Raw genomic sequence first — 15,420 nt, 5'->3', positions numbered from 1 at the left:
ATGAAGCTATGCAGGGTGCTCAAAGCGCAAATCGCAGGCAACAAAAAAGCAGCCCGCAGGCTGCTTTTTTTGCATCGGAAGCTGGACTTAAGCCAGTTTTTCCTTGATGCGAGCTGCTTTACCCGACAGGTCACGCAGGTAGTACAGCTTGGCTTTACGTACGTCACCGCGACGCTTGACAGCCATGCTGTCGATTTGCGGGCTGTAGGTCTGGAAAGTACGCTCTACGCCAACACCGTTGGAGATTTTACGAACGGTGAATGCACTGTTCACGCCACGGTTACGCTTGGCGATAACGACGCCTTCGAACGCTTGCAGACGGGAACGGTCGCCTTCCTTCACTTTCACCTGGACGACAATGGTGTCGCCTGGGGCAAAGGTAGGGATTTCTTTGGTCATCTGCTCTGCTTCGAGTGCAAGGATGATTTTGTTAGTCATGCTGTGCTCCTAAGGCGAGTCGTCGGACTCACCATCGATACGTTGTTAACTATCGTCCCGCTCGCGGATGTATTCCTCGAGCAGCTTCTTCTCTTCTCCAGAAAGCGAGCGGCTTTCCAGAAGATCGGCGCGTCGTTCGTAGGTCCGACCAAGGGACTGCTGCAAACGCCAACGCCGGATGTGCGCGTGGTTGCCACTTAGCAACACGTCGGGAACACGCTGATCCGCATACACCTCCGGTCGGGTGTAGTGCGGGCAATCCAGCAGACCATCCGTAAAGGAATCTTCCTCAGCGGAATCTGCATGCCCTAAAGCTCCAGGCAGCAGTCGTGTAACCGCATCGATCAGGACCATCGCCGGCAGCTCGCCGCCAGACAGTACATAGTCGCCAATCGACCACTCTTCATCGACATGAGCTTCAATGAAACGCTCGTCAATGCCTTCATAACGGCCGGCAATCAGGATCAATGCATCCGATTTCGCCAGCTCGCGTACCGCCGACTGGGTCAGCTGGCGGCCTTGGGGCGACAGGTAGATCACCTTCGCACCCTCCCCGGCTGCCGTCCTGGCCTGAACCAGCGCATCTTCCAGGGGCTTGATCTTCATCACCATGCCCGGACCACCGCCAAACGGGCGATCGTCCACAGTGTGATGCCGATCCGTGGTGTAGTCCCGCGGATTCCAACAGGTGAGCTGCAACAGCTCCTGTTTCACCGCGCGGCTGGTTATGCCGTACTCGCTGATGGCGGAAAACATCTCGGGAAACAATGTGATGACTTCAACGCGCAAATTAGCCACGTTCAGAAATCCGCATCCCATTCCACCTTCATCTCGCCTGCGGCAAGGTCGACGGCCAACACGCATTGCTCGGTATAGGGCAACAGGCGTTCGCGATCATCCAGGCTGCCGACGCAAGGCTTGACCACCATGACATCGTTCGAACCGGTCTCGAGCAGGTGATCGATTTTCCCGAGCAATTGCCCGAGGTGGTCGATGACCTTCAGACCCACCAGCTGGTACCAGTAGTACTCGCCGTCGGTCAGTTCAGGGAACAGGTTGCGCGGCACGCAGATCTCATAACCGGCCAGAAGACGCGCTTCTTCACGATCATCGAGACCCTTGAGCTTTGCGACCAGGAACTTGTCGTTCCCGCGTCCGCTGACCAGCTCCACCTGTTTCACGCTACCTTCGCGCTTGAGCGTCCAGGTTTTGTAGTCCAACAGGTTCTTGATCGGATCAGTAAAGGAATACACCTTCACTTCGCCGCGAACGCCATGTACAGAATAGATCTTGCCGACAACGATCAAATCATCAGCATCTTTTGGCGTCGCGTTCATATTGCTCAGGCCGCAGCCTTAGCCGATTCCTTCAACAACTGAGCAACGCGCTCAGAAGGTTGTGCACCAACGCTCAGCCAGTAGGCTACGCGCTCTTGGTTCACGGACAGACGAACTTCCTGACCACGGGCAACAGGGTTGAAGAAACCAACCTGCTCCTTGTGGGAACCGTCACGCGGGTTGCGGCTGTCGGTTACGGTCAGGTGGTAAAACGGGCGCTTTTTGGAGCCGCCAAGGGCAAGACGGATTGTTAGCATGTGAACATCGTTCCTGTAGTCGGTGCTGCAAATCTAAATGCACAGCGGGCATAGGTGCCCGAAAGGCCGCATATTCTAAGGAATATCCGGACTTTTGCAAATGTCTTTTTCCGGCGCCTGGCGCCATGCGATCAAGATTTGCCATAGAGCCGTCATGGAAAACGGCAGGTCAGCTCCCGCATAGCACGGGTTTGCTGGAGATCCCCGCATCCGTGCGGGGCAACGTCGGCACGACAGCCGGCGCAGATTCTTTACATTTTCGGCATGCCGCCGCCGGGCAACATACCGCCCATGCCGCGCATCATCTTGGCCATCCCGCCCTTGGCGGAGAATTTCTTCATCATCTTCTGCATCTGCTTGTGCTGCTTGATCAAGCGACCGATGTCCTGCACCTGGGTGCCGGAACCCATGGCGATGCGGCGCTTGCGCGAACCGCTGATCAGCTCAGGGTCGCGGCGCTCGGCCGGGGTCATGGAGTTGATGATGGCCTCCATCTGCTTGAACTGCTTTTCAGCCGCGCCCTGGGCATTGCCCATCTGCGCCAGGTTCACGCCACCGATGTTCGGCAGTTTGTCCATGAGGCCGCCAAGGCCGCCCATGTTCTTCATTTGTTGCAGCTGGTCGCGAAAGTCTTCGAGGTCGAAGCCCTTGCCCTTCTTCAGCTTCTTGGCCAGTTTGTCGGCCTTGTCCTTGTCGAGGGTCTGCTCGGCCTGCTCGATCAGGCTGAGCACGTCGCCCATGCCGAGGATGCGCGAGGCGATACGCTCGGGGTGGAACGGCTCGAGCGCTTCGCTCTTCTCGCCCATACCGATGAACTTGATCGGCTTGCCAGTGATGGCCCGTACCGACAGCGCGGCACCGCCACGGGCGTCACCGTCGACCTTGGTCAGGATCACGCCGGTCAGCGGCAGTGCATCACCGAACGCCTTGGCGGTGTTGGCCGCGTCCTGGCCGGTCATGGCGTCGACCACGAACAGGGTTTCCACCGGGTTGATCGCGGCATGCAGCGCCTTGATCTCGCCCATCATCTCTTCATCGATGTGCAGGCGACCGGCGGTATCGACGATGACCACGTCGATGAACTTGAGCTTCGCTTCCTTGATAGCCGCCTGGGCGATGTCCACCGGCTTCTGGCTCAGGTCGGACGGAAAAAACGTCACGCCGATGTCGTTGGCCAGGGTTTCCAGCTGCTTGATCGCCGCCGGACGGTAGATGTCCGCCGACACCACCATTACCGATTTCTTCTTGCGCTCTTTAAGGAAGCGCGCCAGCTTGCCGGCGGTCGTGGTCTTGCCCGCGCCCTGCAGACCGGCCATCAGCACCACCGCTGGCGGTACGGCGGCGAGGTTCAGGTCCTCGTTGGCGGCGCCCATCAGGCTTTCGAGCTCGGCCTGGACGATTTTCACGAACGCCTGGCCCGGCGTCAGGCTGCGCGACACTTCGGTGCCGACGGCGCGTTCCTTGACCGAATTGACGAAGTCCTTGACCACCGGCAGGGCGACGTCGGCTTCGAGCAACGCCATGCGCACTTCGCGCAGGGTGTCTTTGATGTTGTCCTCGGTCAGTTTCGCCTTGCCGGTGACATGGCGCAGCGTCTGCGAGAGACGGTCGGTTAGGTTTTCAAACATGCGCGATCCTTTCAGGCCCAGATGAGACCGGGATAATGGCGGCCCAGACCGTGAAAATGTGCTCGGCGAGCCTGCGGCGTGGGCAGGTCGCGGATTATAGCGAAGAAGCGTGCGGCGTACACCTTGCTGTGGTCTTTCGTGTGGAGGGGGTTCTATGCCAAACTCAGCGCCTTTCGGGCTTGCCTAACAGGATTTATGCTCCCCTTGTCACCCAGCTTGCTTGCCACCCTCGCCGCCGCTTGCCTTTATGCCGCTGCGACCCTCTATCAAGGCACCCGCCTGGCCACCGGTGCCAAGGCGAACAAACGCCTGCTGGTCACGCTTGGCGTGCTGGCGGTGCTCGGCCACGCGGCCAGCCTTTATACCCATCTGATGACGCCCATCGGCCTGGGCCTGGACTTTTTCAACGCCGCCAGCCTGATCGCCGTCGCCGTGATCGCCCTGACGTTGCTGGCCTGCTCGCGCATCCCGGTGGAAAACCTGCTGGTGCTGCTGTTCCCACTGGGGCTGGCCACGGTGTTGCTGGCGCAGTTCGCGCCGTCGGGCACCGTGCAGATCATCGACGAAGAGCCGGGCATCCTCGCCCACATCCTGCTGTCGATCCTCGCCTACGGCCTGTTCACCATCGCCGTGTTCCAGGCCCTGTTGCTGCTGGTGCAGGACCACCAGCTCAAGAACAAGCACCCCTCCGGGCTGATCCGCAACTTCCCGCCGCTGCAAACCATGGAAAGCCTGTTGTTCGGTTTCCTCTGGGCCGGCTGGAGCCTGCTGTCGCTGTCATTGATCTCCGGCTGGTTGTTCGTCGAGAACCTGTTCGCCCAGCACCTGGTGCACAAGACCCTGCTGGCCTGCCTGGCGTGGGTGGTCTTCAGCGTGCTGCTGTGGGGCCGCAACCGCCTCGGCTGGCGTGGACACAAAGCGATTCGCTGGACCCTGGCCGGTTTCTGCCTGCTGATGCTGGCGTACTTCGGCAGCAAGCTGGTCCGTGAATACATCCTGCATATCTGACGGACGGCCCTGATGGATACGTTGCCCGTAGCGCCGTTGTTCGCCGTGCTGGTGGTGCTGATCCTCTGGTCAGCCCTGTTCACGGCGATCGAAACCGCCCAGCAACACCTGCTGGCCCAGCGCACCGCTTCGCGCGCCAGTGACAAACCACTGGCGACACTGACCTTCCCGCTGCCCAGCCTGATCCTGTGCAATACCCTCTGTCGCGCCCTGGCCGTGGTCATCGGCACCTTGCTGGCGATTTTTACCTGGCTGGAAAACGGCCCCTGGGTCGCCTGGCTCGGCACCAGCGCCGCCCTGCTGGTGTTCGCCGACTACTTGCCGCGCACCCTGGCCAGCCGCCAGCCCGACGCGGTGCTGGCACTGGGTAACGCCTTGCTGGGCATACCGTTGAAGATCCTCTATCCATTTGCCTGGCTGTTGAATGGCGCCAGCCAGTTGTTGCTGCGTCCATTTGCCCGCAAGCCCGGCATGGTGCAGCAGAGCGACGACGAAATGCCCGCGCCACCGCGCAGCGAGCAGGAGTCAGAGCAGGGCAGCGGCCGGCTGCATCCGATTTCCGGCATCCACGCCCTGGACAACATCACCGTCAACGATATCCTCGTGCCCCGCAGCGAGGTCGATGGGATCAACCTCGACGACCCCATCGGCGAGATCATCGAACAGTTGCGCCTGAACCGACGGACGCGCCTGCCGGTGTTCCACAGCGATATCAACCAGGTCGAAGCGGTGCTCAACACCCGCCAGATCCGTCACTTGCTGGCGGACGCGAGCCTGACCAAGGAAGCGCTGCTGGCCGCCTCCCATGAACCCTACTTCGTGCCCGAAAGCACACCCTTGCAGCTGCAACTGCTGAATTTCCACAAGCAGCAGCGGCGCTTGGGCATGGTGGTGGACGAATACGGCGAAGTGCTGGGCATCGTCACCCTGGAAGACATCCTCGAAGAAATCGTCGGCGAATTCGAGAGTCAGCACAGCCTCGACAACCCCCACGTCCATCCCCAGCCCGATGGCCGCCTGATGATCGATGGCGCGGCGTCGATCCGCGAATTGAACAGGACCCTGGGCTGGCACCTGCCTTGCGACGGCCCCAAGACCCTCAACGGGCTGGTGACCGAAGCCCTGGAAACCATCCCCGAAAGCCCGGTCTGCCTGAAGATCGGGCGTTATCGCCTGGAAATCATCGAGACCGTGGACAACCGCGTCAGCCAGGTGCTGGCGTGGCATAACAGTTCGGTGCCTGCAGTTTCCTGATTCCCCGCAAGCTCAAGGTGAAACACTGTTGTGGCGAGGGGATTTATCCCCGCTGGGTCGCGCAGCGGCCCCCAAACTATTAGCTCAGTTGCATCAGATTCAGCGCAACTTCGTTTTTGGGACTGCTTCGCAGTCCAACGGGGATAAATCCCCTCGCCACAAAAGCTCGTTTCGGCGTCAACAGGTATTGTTGATTCGTTAGCCCCCTTCCTATACTCAACCCGCTTACCCAGCCCCGCCCGAACCCCGTGCCTACCCCGCACCCGGCCGGTTCCGGCCAGACCATCGGCAAAATCCGCATCAGCCCTGGGACTGTTCCTACCCGAAACAGCGACGGGATACCCGCCCACATCCCTGGGTGTTCGACCATAATAATTCGCTCCAACGGAGCACATGACTGTCAGGGATAACCGCATGACGACCGCTACCTGCAATGAGGCTGTGCCTGCCCAGCCGACCAACTCGGCCACTCGCGTGGCCACCGCGAGTTTCATCGGCACTGCCATCGAGTTCTACGACTTCTACGTCTATGCCACGGCGGCGGCCCTGGTGATCGGGCCGGTGTTCTTCCCACAAACCTCAGGCACGGCACAGATGCTGTCGTCCTTCCTGACGTTCGGCATCGCCTTCCTCGCCCGTCCGCTGGGTTCTGCGTTGTTCGGCCATTTCGGCGACCGGATCGGCCGCAAGTCGACGCTGGTAGCCTCCCTGCTGCTGATGGGCGTGTGCACCACGCTCATTGGCGTGCTGCCCGGTTACGCCAGTATTGGCGCCTGGGCGCCGATCCTGTTGTGCCTGCTGCGTTTCGGCCAGGGCCTGGGATTGGGGGGTGAATGGGGCGGCGCGGCGTTGCTCGCCACCGAGAACGCCCCCAAAGGCAAGCGCGCCTGGTTCGGCATGTTCCCGCAACTGGGGCCCTCCATCGGCTTCCTGGCGGCCAACGGACTGTTCCTGACCCTGGCCATGAGCCTGGACGACGAGCAATTTCGTGACTGGGGCTGGCGGATTCCGTTCCTGCTCAGTGCCGTGCTGGTGATCGTCGGCCTCTACGTGCGGCTCAAGCTCCATGAAACCCCGGTGTTCGCCAATGCCATGGCCCGCCAGGAGCGGGTCAAGGTGCCGTTGGTCGAGCTGTTCAGCCAATACTGGGCGCCGACCTTGCTGGGCGCCGCGGCGATGGTGGTGTGTTACGCGCTGTTCTACATCTCGACGGTATTTTCCCTGAGCTACGGCGTGTCCACCCTCGGCTACAGCCGCGAGACATTCCTGGGCCTGCTGTGCTTTGCCGTACTGTTCATGGCCGCCGCTACGCCGCTGTCCGCCTGGGCCAGCGACCGCTACGGCCGCAAACCGATATTGATCCTCGGTGGCCTGCTGGCGATTGCCTCGGGTTTCCTCATGGAACCGTTGCTGACCCACGGTACGACCGGCGGCGTGGCGCTGTTCCTGTGCATCGAGCTGTTCCTGATGGGGGTGACCTTCGCCCCCATGGGCGCCTTGCTACCGGAACTGTTTCCGACCCACGTACGCTACACCGGCGCCTCGGCGGCCTACAACCTGGGCGGTATCGTCGGCGCCTCGGCCGCACCGTTCTTCGCCCAGAAACTGGTGGCGATGGGCGGCTTGAGCTATGTCGGAGGCTATGTTTCGGCGGCCGCGCTGCTCAGCGTCATCGCCGTGCTGTGCCTGAAGGAAACGCGCCACAACGACTTGAACCGGGTCGCCTGACGCGCCTCCCCGTAGGAGCTGCCGCAGGCTGCGATCTTTTGATCTTTCACTTGAGACTCAAGCGTCAGAGGAAAGATCGCAGCCTCGCTTCGCTCGGCAGCTCCTACGGGGTAAAACCGGCCAATGAAATAACCGTTAACAATCGCCCACCATTGAAACCACCCCCCACCTGCCCCATCTAAGACCCATACCCCATTGCGCAGGTGCCCCATGAGCGACCAGCACTCTACTGAAGCCACTAACGACTACGCTGATTCCGAACACATCGAACACACTTCCTCCGGCACCGGCCTGGCGCTGCCCGGCCAGAACCTGCCGGACAAGGTCTACATCATCCCCATCCACAATCGCCCCTTCTTCCCGGCCCAGGTGTTGCCGGTCATCGTCAACGAAGAACCGTGGGCCGAGACCCTGGAACTGGTGGCCAAGTCCGATCATCACTCCCTGGCGCTGTTCTTCATGGACACGCCCCAGGAAGACCCGCGCCATTTCGACACCTCGAAACTGCCGCTGTACGGCACGCTGGTGAAGGTCCATCACGCCAGCCGGGAAGGCGGCAAGCTGCAATTCGTCGCCCAGGGCCTGACCCGCGTGCGCATCCGCACCTGGCTCAAGCACCATCGCCCACCGTACCTGGTGGAAGTCGAATACCCGCATCAGCCAAGCGAGCCAACCGACGAGGTCAAGGCCTACGGCATGGCGCTGATCAACGCGATCAAGGAACTGCTGCCGCTCAATCCGCTGTACAGCGAAGAGCTGAAGAACTACCTCAACCGCTTCAGCCCCAACGACCCTTCGCCGCTGACCGACTTCGCCGCCGCGCTCACCTCCGCCACCGGCAATGAGCTGCAGGAAGTGCTCGACTGCGTGCCCATGCTCAAACGCATGGAAAAAGTGCTGCCGATGCTGCGCAAGGAAGTCGAAGTGGCGCGGTTGCAGAAAGAGATTTCCGCCGAGGTCAACAACAAGATCGGCGAACACCAGCGCCAGTTCTTCCTCAAGGAACAGCTCAAGGTCATCCAGCAGGAGCTGGGGCTGACCAAGGACGACCGCAGCGCCGACATCGAACAATTCGAACAGCGGCTGGAAGGCAAAGTGCTGTCAGCCCAGGCGCAGAAGCGTATCGAAGAGGAGATGAACAAACTCTCCATCCTGGAAACCGGCTCGCCGGAATACGCCGTCACCCGCAATTACCTGGATTGGGCGACCTCGGTGCCGTGGGGCGTGTATGGCCAGGACAAACTCGACCTCAAGCATGCGCGCAAGGTGCTCGACCAACACCACGCCGGCCTGGACGACATCAAGGACCGCATCCTCGAGTTCCTCGCCGTCGGCGCCTACAAAGGTGAGATCAGCGGCTCCATCGTGCTACTGGTGGGCCCGCCGGGCGTGGGCAAGACCAGCGTCGGCAAGTCCATCGCCGAATCCCTGGGCCGGCCGTTCTACCGCTTCAGCGTCGGCGGCATGCGCGATGAAGCCGAGATCAAGGGCCATCGACGCACCTACATCGGTGCCCAGCCGGGCAAGCTGGTGCAGGCGCTCAAGGATGTCGAAGTGATGAACCCGGTGATCATGCTCGACGAAATCGACAAGATGGGCCAGAGCTACCAGGGCGACCCGGCCTCGGCCTTGCTGGAGACCCTCGATCCGGAACAGAACGTCGAATTCCTCGACCACTACCTGGATCTGCGCCTGGACCTGTCGAAAGTGCTCTTCGTGTGCACCGCCAACACCCTGGACTCGATCCCCGGCCCGTTGCTGGACCGGATGGAAGTGATCCGCCTGTCGGGCTACATCACTGAAGAAAAAGTCGCCATCGCCAAACGGCACCTGTGGCCCAAGCAACTGGCCAAGGCGGGTGTGTCCAAGGGCAGCCTGAGCATCAACGACAGCGCCCTCAAGGCCCTGATCGACGGTTACGCCCGTGAGGCCGGGGTGCGACAGTTGGAGAAACAACTAGGCAAACTGGTGCGCAAGGCGGTGATGAAGCTGATCGACGACCCGAAAGCGGTGATCAAGCTTGGGCCGAAGGACCTCGAGGCCTCCTTGGGCAAGCCCGTGTTCCGCAACGAGCAGGTGTTGTCCGGCATCGGCGTGATTACCGGCCTGGCCTGGACCAGCATGGGCGGCGCGACCTTGCCGATCGAAGCCACGCGCATCCACACCCTCAATCGCGGCTTCAAGCTGACCGGGCAACTGGGAGAGGTGATGAAGGAGTCGGCGGAGATCGCCCACAGCTACGTCAGCTCGCACCTGAAGCAATTCGGCGGCGATCCGAAGTTCTTTGACGAGGCCTTCGTTCACCTGCACGTACCGGAAGGTGCCACACCCAAGGACGGCCCGAGCGCCGGCGTGACCATGGCCAGTGCCTTGCTATCCCTGGCCCGCAACCAGCCGCCGAAAAAAGGCGTGGCCATGACCGGCGAACTGACCCTCACCGGGCACGTCCTGCCGATTGGCGGCGTACGCGAGAAGGTCATCGCGGCGCGCCGGCAGAAAATCAACGAACTGATCCTGCCGGAAGCCAACCGGGGCAACTTCGAAGAATTGCCGGACTACCTCAAGGAAGGGGTGACGGTGCACTTTGCCAAGCGGTTTGCGGATGTGGCGAAGGTGTTGTTCTGAGCATCTTGTAGCGCCTGCACGGGCCTCATCGCGAGCAAGCTCGCTCCCACAAGGTTTGGTGTGGATCACAAATGCTGTGAACACCACAAATCCCCCTGTGGGAGCGAGCTTGCTCGCGATGGCGCCATCAGCAACAACACATACCCGTCTGACACACCCAGTAGCATCTTCGGTTATGCTCGCCGTTCGTCGTGAATGCCGGAGCCTTTGCCCATATGTCCCTCACTCGCCTGCTCGTCCCCCTCAGCCTCGCCCTGCTGAGCGCCTGCGCCACGCAAACCAGCAACAACGTGACCGTGGAAAAACTGAGCCAGTGCCCGGTAAGGCTCAATAACGGACAAAACCTGATCCTGAGCCTGCCCAGCAACCCCAGCACCGGTTATCGCTGGGCGATCCAGGATTCGGCCGGTGGCGTGTTGAAGGGCTTGGGGCCGGAGGTTTATCGCAATCCGGAAGACGCCGGCATCGTTGGCGCCGCGGGGGTCTCGACCTGGCGCTTCCAGGCGTTCAGCGCCGGCACCGGGCGCTTGCGCCTGACTTATCAACAGCCTTGGGCGCCGGAAGTGCCGCCCGTGGAAACCTTTGACTGCGCCATCGCGGTGAACTGACCGTGGGTTGGCTGATCCTCGCACTGATGGGTGCGGCCACCTACCTGTACGGCGTGGCCATGCATGCCACGCTGCTGTGCCTGCTGGTCAAGCCCATGCCGGTGCTGGCCTTGCTCGGCTGGCTGCACGATGCGCCGCCCAGCGAATATCGGCGCTGGATCAGCCTCGGGCTGATTTTCTCGCTGGTGGGCGATGTGTTGCTGGCCTGGCCGGGGGACCTGTTCGTGTTCGGCCTTGGCGCGTTTCTGCTGGCGCACCTGGCCTACCTGAAAGCCTACCTCAGCGACTGCCGCCGACCGGCGCTGCTGCCCTTGGCCCTGGCCTTGGGCATCGGCGCGGTGCTCCTGGCAATCCTGGTGTCGAGCGGTCTCGGGCCGTTGCTGGTGCCGGTGGTGATCTACGGCCTGGTCATCAGCGCCATGCTCTGGCGGGCGTTGGCACGGCTGGGCACCCACGTGCCCAAGCGTTCGGCGTGGCTGGCCGCCGCCGGGGCGCTGGCGTTTGTGTTTTCCGACAGCCTCATCGGCATCAACCGGTTCGTGCACCCCTTCCATGCCGCGCCTTACCTGATCATCGTCAGCTATTGGCTGGGCCAATGGGGCATTACAGCGTCGGCGTTCGCCCGAAAGCCATACTGAGCCAAATAATGTGGGAACGAGCTTGCTTGCGATAGCGGTCTGTCAGTCAACATTATGGCCGGCTGAACCATGGCCATCGCGAGCAAGCTCGCTCCCACTGGTTTTTTGGTTAAAATGCCGGCCTTTTCACCACCCATGCCGCTGGAACCGCCGTGAGCAAAGACCCTGATCGCCTATTCGCCCAACCCCTGGCCCAAGTGCCGGACTTCGCCTTCAACGAGGACGTGGTGCGGGTGTTTCCGGACATGATCAAGCGTTCGGTGCCAGGTTATCCGACCATCGTCGAAAACCTCGGCGTGCTCGCCGCGCAATTCGCCCAGCCGGGCAGCGTGCTCTACGATCTCGGCTCGTCCCTGGGCGCGGTGACCCAGGCCCTGCGCCGTCATGTGCGCACTGATGGTTGCCGGGTGATCGCGGTGGATAACTCAGCGGCCATGGTTGAGCGCTGCCGTGAATACCTCAACGGCCAGGACTCGATGTTCCAGGAGCTGCTGCCGGTGGAAGTGATCGAAGGCGACATCCTCGCCCTGACGTTCCAGCCAGCCTCGGTGGTGGCACTGAATTTCACCCTGCAATTCATCGCGCCGGACCAGCGCACCGCACTGTTGAGCCGCATCCGTCAGGCCCTGCTGCCGGGTGGCGCCCTGATCCTGTCGGAAAAATTGCGTTTCAACGATGCAGAGGAACACACCCTGCTCACCGACCTGCACGTGGCGTTCAAGCGCGCCAACGGCTACAGCGAGCTGGAGATTGCCCAGAAACGCAGCGCCATCGAAAACGTCATGAAGCCCGACAGTCTCGAAGAGCACCGCGAGCGCCTCTTGGCGGCTGGCTTCTCGAAAGTCGTGCCGTGGTTCCAGTGTCTTAACTTCGCCTCGTTGATTGCCCTGCCATGATCGATCTGTCCCCCCTCGCCCGCCATCTGGCCGGCACGCCCCTGGCCGATTGGGCCGCGACGCTGCAGACGCAACTCGACAGCAAGATGGAAAAGGGCCACGGCGACCTGGAGCGTTGGCAAAGCGCCCTCGATGCGCTGCCGGTTTTGCAACCCACCACCGTCGACCTACTGAATGGCCTGACCCTCGACGCCGATTGTTCCGACGAAACCCGTGGACAAATGCGTGCCGCGTTGATGGGCCTGTCACCCTGGCGCAAAGGGCCTTTCGACCTGTTCGGCGTGCACGTGGACACCGAATGGCGCTCGGACTGGAAGTGGTCGCGGGTGGCGCCGCACCTGGATCTTGCGGGCAAGCGCATCCTCGACGTGGGCTGCGGCAACGGTTATTACATGTGGCGCATGCTCGGCGCCGGGGCGGACACGGTGATCGGCGTCGACCCCAACTGGTTGTTCTTCTGCCAGTTCCAGGCGGTACAGCGCTACCTGTCGCAGCCCAACGCCTGGCATTTGCCGTTCCCCTTCGAAGCCCTGCCAGCGGAACTGGAAGGCTTCGACACAGTGTTTTCCATGGGCGTGTTCTACCATCGCCGCTCGCCGATCGAACACTTGCTCGCCTTGAAGGACTGCCTGGTCAAGGGCGGCGAACTGGTGCTGGAAACCCTGGTGATCGAAGGCGACGAACACCAGGTGCTGGTACCCGAGGACCGCTACGCGCAGATGCGCAACGTGTGGTTCCTGCCGTCGGTCCCGGCCCTGGAACGCTGGCTGCGCCGCGCTGGGTTCAGCGACGTGCGTTGCGTGGACGTGAGCCTGACGACCGTGGAAGAACAGCGCAGCACCGAGTGGATGAAGTATCAGTCATTGAGTGATTTCCTCGACCCCGCCGACCACAGCAAGACCATCGAAGGGCTGCCGGCGCCGATGCGGGCGGTGATTGTGGCACGTAAATAAATCGCCCAACCACCACAAGCCCCCTGTGGGAGCGAGCTTGCTCGCGATGACGGCCGGACATTCAACAGACATGTTGCCTGACAGACCGCTATCGCGCTCCCACAGGGGATCAGTCTGAAGACTTGGCTCTTCGGGCCTTGAAGAACTCACTCAACACCGTACTGCATTCCTCGGCCAGCACCCCGCCCTCGAACATCACCCGATGGTTCAGGAAACCCTGGCTGAAAAACTGCCCCTGGCTCTGCACGATGCCAGCCTTGGGCTCCAGGGCGCCGTAGACGACCCGGGCGATGCGCGAGTGGACGATGAGGCCGGCGCACATGCTGCACGGTTCCAACGTCACGTAGAGGGTGCTGCCGGGCAGGCGATAATTGCTCACCGCCTGGGCGGCGGCGCGGATGGCGACCATTTCCGCATGGGCGCTGGGGTCGTGGCCGCTGATCGGGCAGTTGAAGCCGCGCCCGATGATCTCGCCGTCCTGCACCAGCACCGCGCCCACCGGCACTTCCCCCAGGGCGGCGCCTTGGGCGGCGAGGGCCAGGGCTTCGCGCATGAAGTCCTGGTCACGACTGCGGTCGATGATCCGGGCGGGGCGAATCTGGCGCATCACGCCACCTCGATGGCGGCCATCAGGCCGGTTTCCATGTGGTCGATCACATGGCAGTGGAACATCCACACCCCTGGATTATCCGCCACCAGCGCCACCTGCGCCCGTTCGTTCTTGCCCAGCAAGTAAGTGTCAGTGAAATACGGCACGACCTTGTGCCGGTTCGACGCGATCACCTTGAAACTCATGCCATGCAAGTGGATCGGATGCTGGTACTGGGTCATGTTCTTCAGTTCGAAAATGTAGCTCTGGCCTTTCTTCAGGGTGGCGATCGGCCGGTCAGCGCAGGTCTTGTCGGTGATGTCCCAGGCCTTGCCGTTGATCTGCCACAGGCTTGGCGGCTTGCCGTTGTCGACATTGACCGACACCGAGCCGACCCATTCGAAATTGAAGTTGAGTTTCTCGGCATTGGCCAGGTCCGGTTCGGACACCGGGTTGGCTGGCAATGCCGGCGGCCACTGAGTCGGTGCATCACTGTTGGGCACCGAACGCAAGGTGCCCAGGCGCACCGGGCCATTGCGCAACGACAATTCTTCGCCCGCCGGCGGCGCCTTGATCGCCAGGCAAATGCGCATGCCCGGGCCCAGCCAGTATTCCTTGCCCAGCGGACGCGGTTCGATGGGATTGCCGTCCAGCGCATAGATCTGCGCTTCAACGCCTGGGATGTTGATACGGTAAGTCAGGGTGTTGTCGAGGTTGAGCAAACGCACCCGGGTGATCTGCCCGGCCGGCAGATCGATCACCGCCTGCGGCACGCCGTTGATGGTCGCCAACCGCCCGGCCGTGCCGCCACGGGCCGCCTCGCGGGGAATGCTGAACGCGACGAACTCGCCCTGCTCATCCACATGCCAGCTCTTGAGGCTCAGGGTCTGTTCGTACTTGAAGCCGGTGGGCTCACGCTCTTCGATGATCAACGGTCCCACCAGCCCACGGCCGAGTTCTTCGCTGCTGTTGACGTGGGGGTGGTACCAGTAACTGCCAGCGTCCGGCACGCGGAATTTGTAGTCGAAATATTCGCCCGGCAGCACCGGCAGTTGCGAGACATACGGCACGCCGTCCATCTCCAGCGGCAAACGGATACCGTGCCAGTGGATGGTGGTGGCGACCGGCAGGTGGTTGATGAAGCGCACCCGCAACCATTCGCCCTGGCGCACCCGCAGCTCGGTGCCCGGCGCCGAGGGGCCGAAGGCCCAGGCCTGGGTCTTGTGCCCGGCCACCAGCTCCACGTCCAGGGGCGCCGCGATGAGTTCATAGTCGTGACCGGCCTCGGCGTCCGCCCGCTTGCCCAGCCAGTACCGCGACGCACCGCCTGCACCCACACCAACGACAACAAGACCGGCCAGGCCACCGAGTATTTGGCGACGGGTAAAGGACATGAACGCAACCACCTATTGAATCCGCGCGAACCGTTGGGCCCGCAAAAGGCGAATACGATACACCCGC

General features: G+C 62.0%; 15 protein-coding genes. 8 read left to right on the top strand and 7 right to left on the bottom strand.

The features are described 5' to 3' along the window. Nucleotides 1-87 precede the first annotated feature (87 nt). The 5 genes from rplS to ffh all read right to left on the bottom strand — a co-directional run bounded on the left by rplS (nt 88) and on the right by ffh (nt 3,660). Nucleotides 88-438: a 50S ribosomal protein L19 gene (rplS, locus tag BLP82_RS04760; protein ID WP_003175895.1), complete on the bottom strand. Its 351-nt coding sequence runs from the start codon at nt 436-438 to the stop codon at nt 88-90. A gap of 45 nt (nt 439-483) precedes the next feature. Beyond that, the gene (trmD, locus tag BLP82_RS04755; RefSeq protein WP_170842268.1) at nt 484-1,257 is read right to left on the bottom strand and encodes a tRNA (guanosine(37)-N1)-methyltransferase TrmD; all 774 of its coding nucleotides are present in this window, start codon (nt 1,255-1,257) and stop codon (nt 484-486) included. Further along, a complete protein-coding gene (gene rimM / locus BLP82_RS04750) occupies nt 1,239-1,775 on the bottom strand; it encodes a ribosome maturation factor RimM (protein WP_058544503.1) in 537 nt (178 codons plus the stop codon). Before rimM ends, trmD begins: the two co-directional genes overlap by 19 nt. A 5-nt stretch (nt 1,776-1,780) precedes the next feature. Continuing rightward, nucleotides 1,781-2,032, bottom strand: coding sequence for a 30S ribosomal protein S16 (gene rpsP, locus BLP82_RS04745; protein WP_003198088.1), 252 nt, complete (start codon nt 2,030-2,032; stop codon nt 1,781-1,783). A gap of 251 nt (nt 2,033-2,283) precedes the next feature. Then, entirely contained in the window at nt 2,284-3,660 is a 1,377-nt protein-coding gene (ffh, locus tag BLP82_RS04740; RefSeq protein ID WP_060739058.1) for a signal recognition particle protein, read from the bottom strand. Nucleotides 3,661-3,855: 195 nt separating this feature from the next. Here ffh and BLP82_RS04735 point away from each other — a divergent pair, with 195 nt between their 5' ends. The 8 genes from BLP82_RS04735 to cmoB all read left to right on the top strand — a co-directional run bounded on the left by BLP82_RS04735 (nt 3,856) and on the right by cmoB (nt 13,370). Next, nucleotides 3,856-4,668 carry a cytochrome C assembly family protein gene (locus BLP82_RS04735; protein WP_060739059.1) on the top strand — a complete coding sequence of 271 codons (813 nt, stop codon included), beginning with the start codon at nt 3,856-3,858 and terminating at the stop codon, nt 4,666-4,668. A 12-nt stretch (nt 4,669-4,680) separates the two neighbouring features. After that, the gene (locus tag BLP82_RS04730; RefSeq protein WP_092165741.1) at nt 4,681-5,922 is read left to right on the top strand and encodes an HlyC/CorC family transporter; all 1,242 of its coding nucleotides are present in this window, start codon (nt 4,681-4,683) and stop codon (nt 5,920-5,922) included. Nucleotides 5,923-6,336: 414 nt separating this feature from the next. Beyond that, nucleotides 6,337-7,650, top strand: coding sequence for an MFS transporter (locus BLP82_RS04720; RefSeq protein WP_092165737.1), 1,314 nt, complete (start codon nt 6,337-6,339; stop codon nt 7,648-7,650). 210 nt (nt 7,651-7,860) lie between these two features. Continuing rightward, entirely contained in the window at nt 7,861-10,275 is a 2,415-nt protein-coding gene (gene lon / locus BLP82_RS04715; protein WP_092165735.1) for an endopeptidase La, read from the top strand. A 215-nt stretch (nt 10,276-10,490) separates the two neighbouring features. Next, nucleotides 10,491-10,883, top strand: coding sequence for a protease inhibitor I42 family protein (locus BLP82_RS04710; RefSeq protein WP_014336724.1), 393 nt, complete (start codon nt 10,491-10,493; stop codon nt 10,881-10,883). A gap of 2 nt (nt 10,884-10,885) precedes the next feature. Then, nucleotides 10,886-11,521 carry a lysoplasmalogenase gene (locus BLP82_RS04705; RefSeq protein WP_092165733.1) on the top strand — a complete coding sequence of 212 codons (636 nt, stop codon included), beginning with the start codon at nt 10,886-10,888 and terminating at the stop codon, nt 11,519-11,521. 152 nt (nt 11,522-11,673) lie between these two features. Continuing rightward, a complete protein-coding gene (cmoA, locus tag BLP82_RS04700) occupies nt 11,674-12,417 on the top strand; it encodes a carboxy-S-adenosyl-L-methionine synthase CmoA (protein ID WP_092165731.1) in 744 nt (247 codons plus the stop codon). After that, entirely contained in the window at nt 12,414-13,370 is a 957-nt protein-coding gene (cmoB, locus tag BLP82_RS04695) for a tRNA 5-methoxyuridine(34)/uridine 5-oxyacetic acid(34) synthase CmoB (protein ID WP_092165729.1), read from the top strand. Before cmoA ends, cmoB begins: the two co-directional genes overlap by 4 nt. Nucleotides 13,371-13,479: 109 nt before the next feature. Here cmoB and tadA read toward each other — a convergent pair whose 3' ends face one another. Together tadA and BLP82_RS04685 are read right to left on the bottom strand one after the other, a co-directional pair. After that, nucleotides 13,480-13,977 (bottom strand): tRNA adenosine(34) deaminase TadA, encoded by a 498-nt coding sequence (gene tadA, locus BLP82_RS04690; RefSeq protein ID WP_060739067.1) that lies wholly within the window; start codon nt 13,975-13,977, stop codon nt 13,480-13,482. Then, nucleotides 13,977-15,353 carry a multicopper oxidase family protein gene (locus tag BLP82_RS04685; RefSeq protein ID WP_072408147.1) on the bottom strand — a complete coding sequence of 459 codons (1,377 nt, stop codon included), beginning with the start codon at nt 15,351-15,353 and terminating at the stop codon, nt 13,977-13,979. The genes tadA and BLP82_RS04685 overlap by 1 nt, the downstream gene beginning before the upstream one ends. Nucleotides 15,354-15,420 lie beyond the last annotated feature (67 nt).

This window comes from Pseudomonas sp. NFACC37-1, from assembly GCF_900101575.1.
In the GTDB taxonomy this organism is placed as follows: Bacteria; Pseudomonadota; Gammaproteobacteria; order Pseudomonadales; family Pseudomonadaceae; genus Aquipseudomonas; species Aquipseudomonas fluorescens_AA.
The sequence above is the reverse complement of the archived record's forward strand: the minus strand, read 5'-3'. Positions and strand labels throughout refer to the sequence as shown.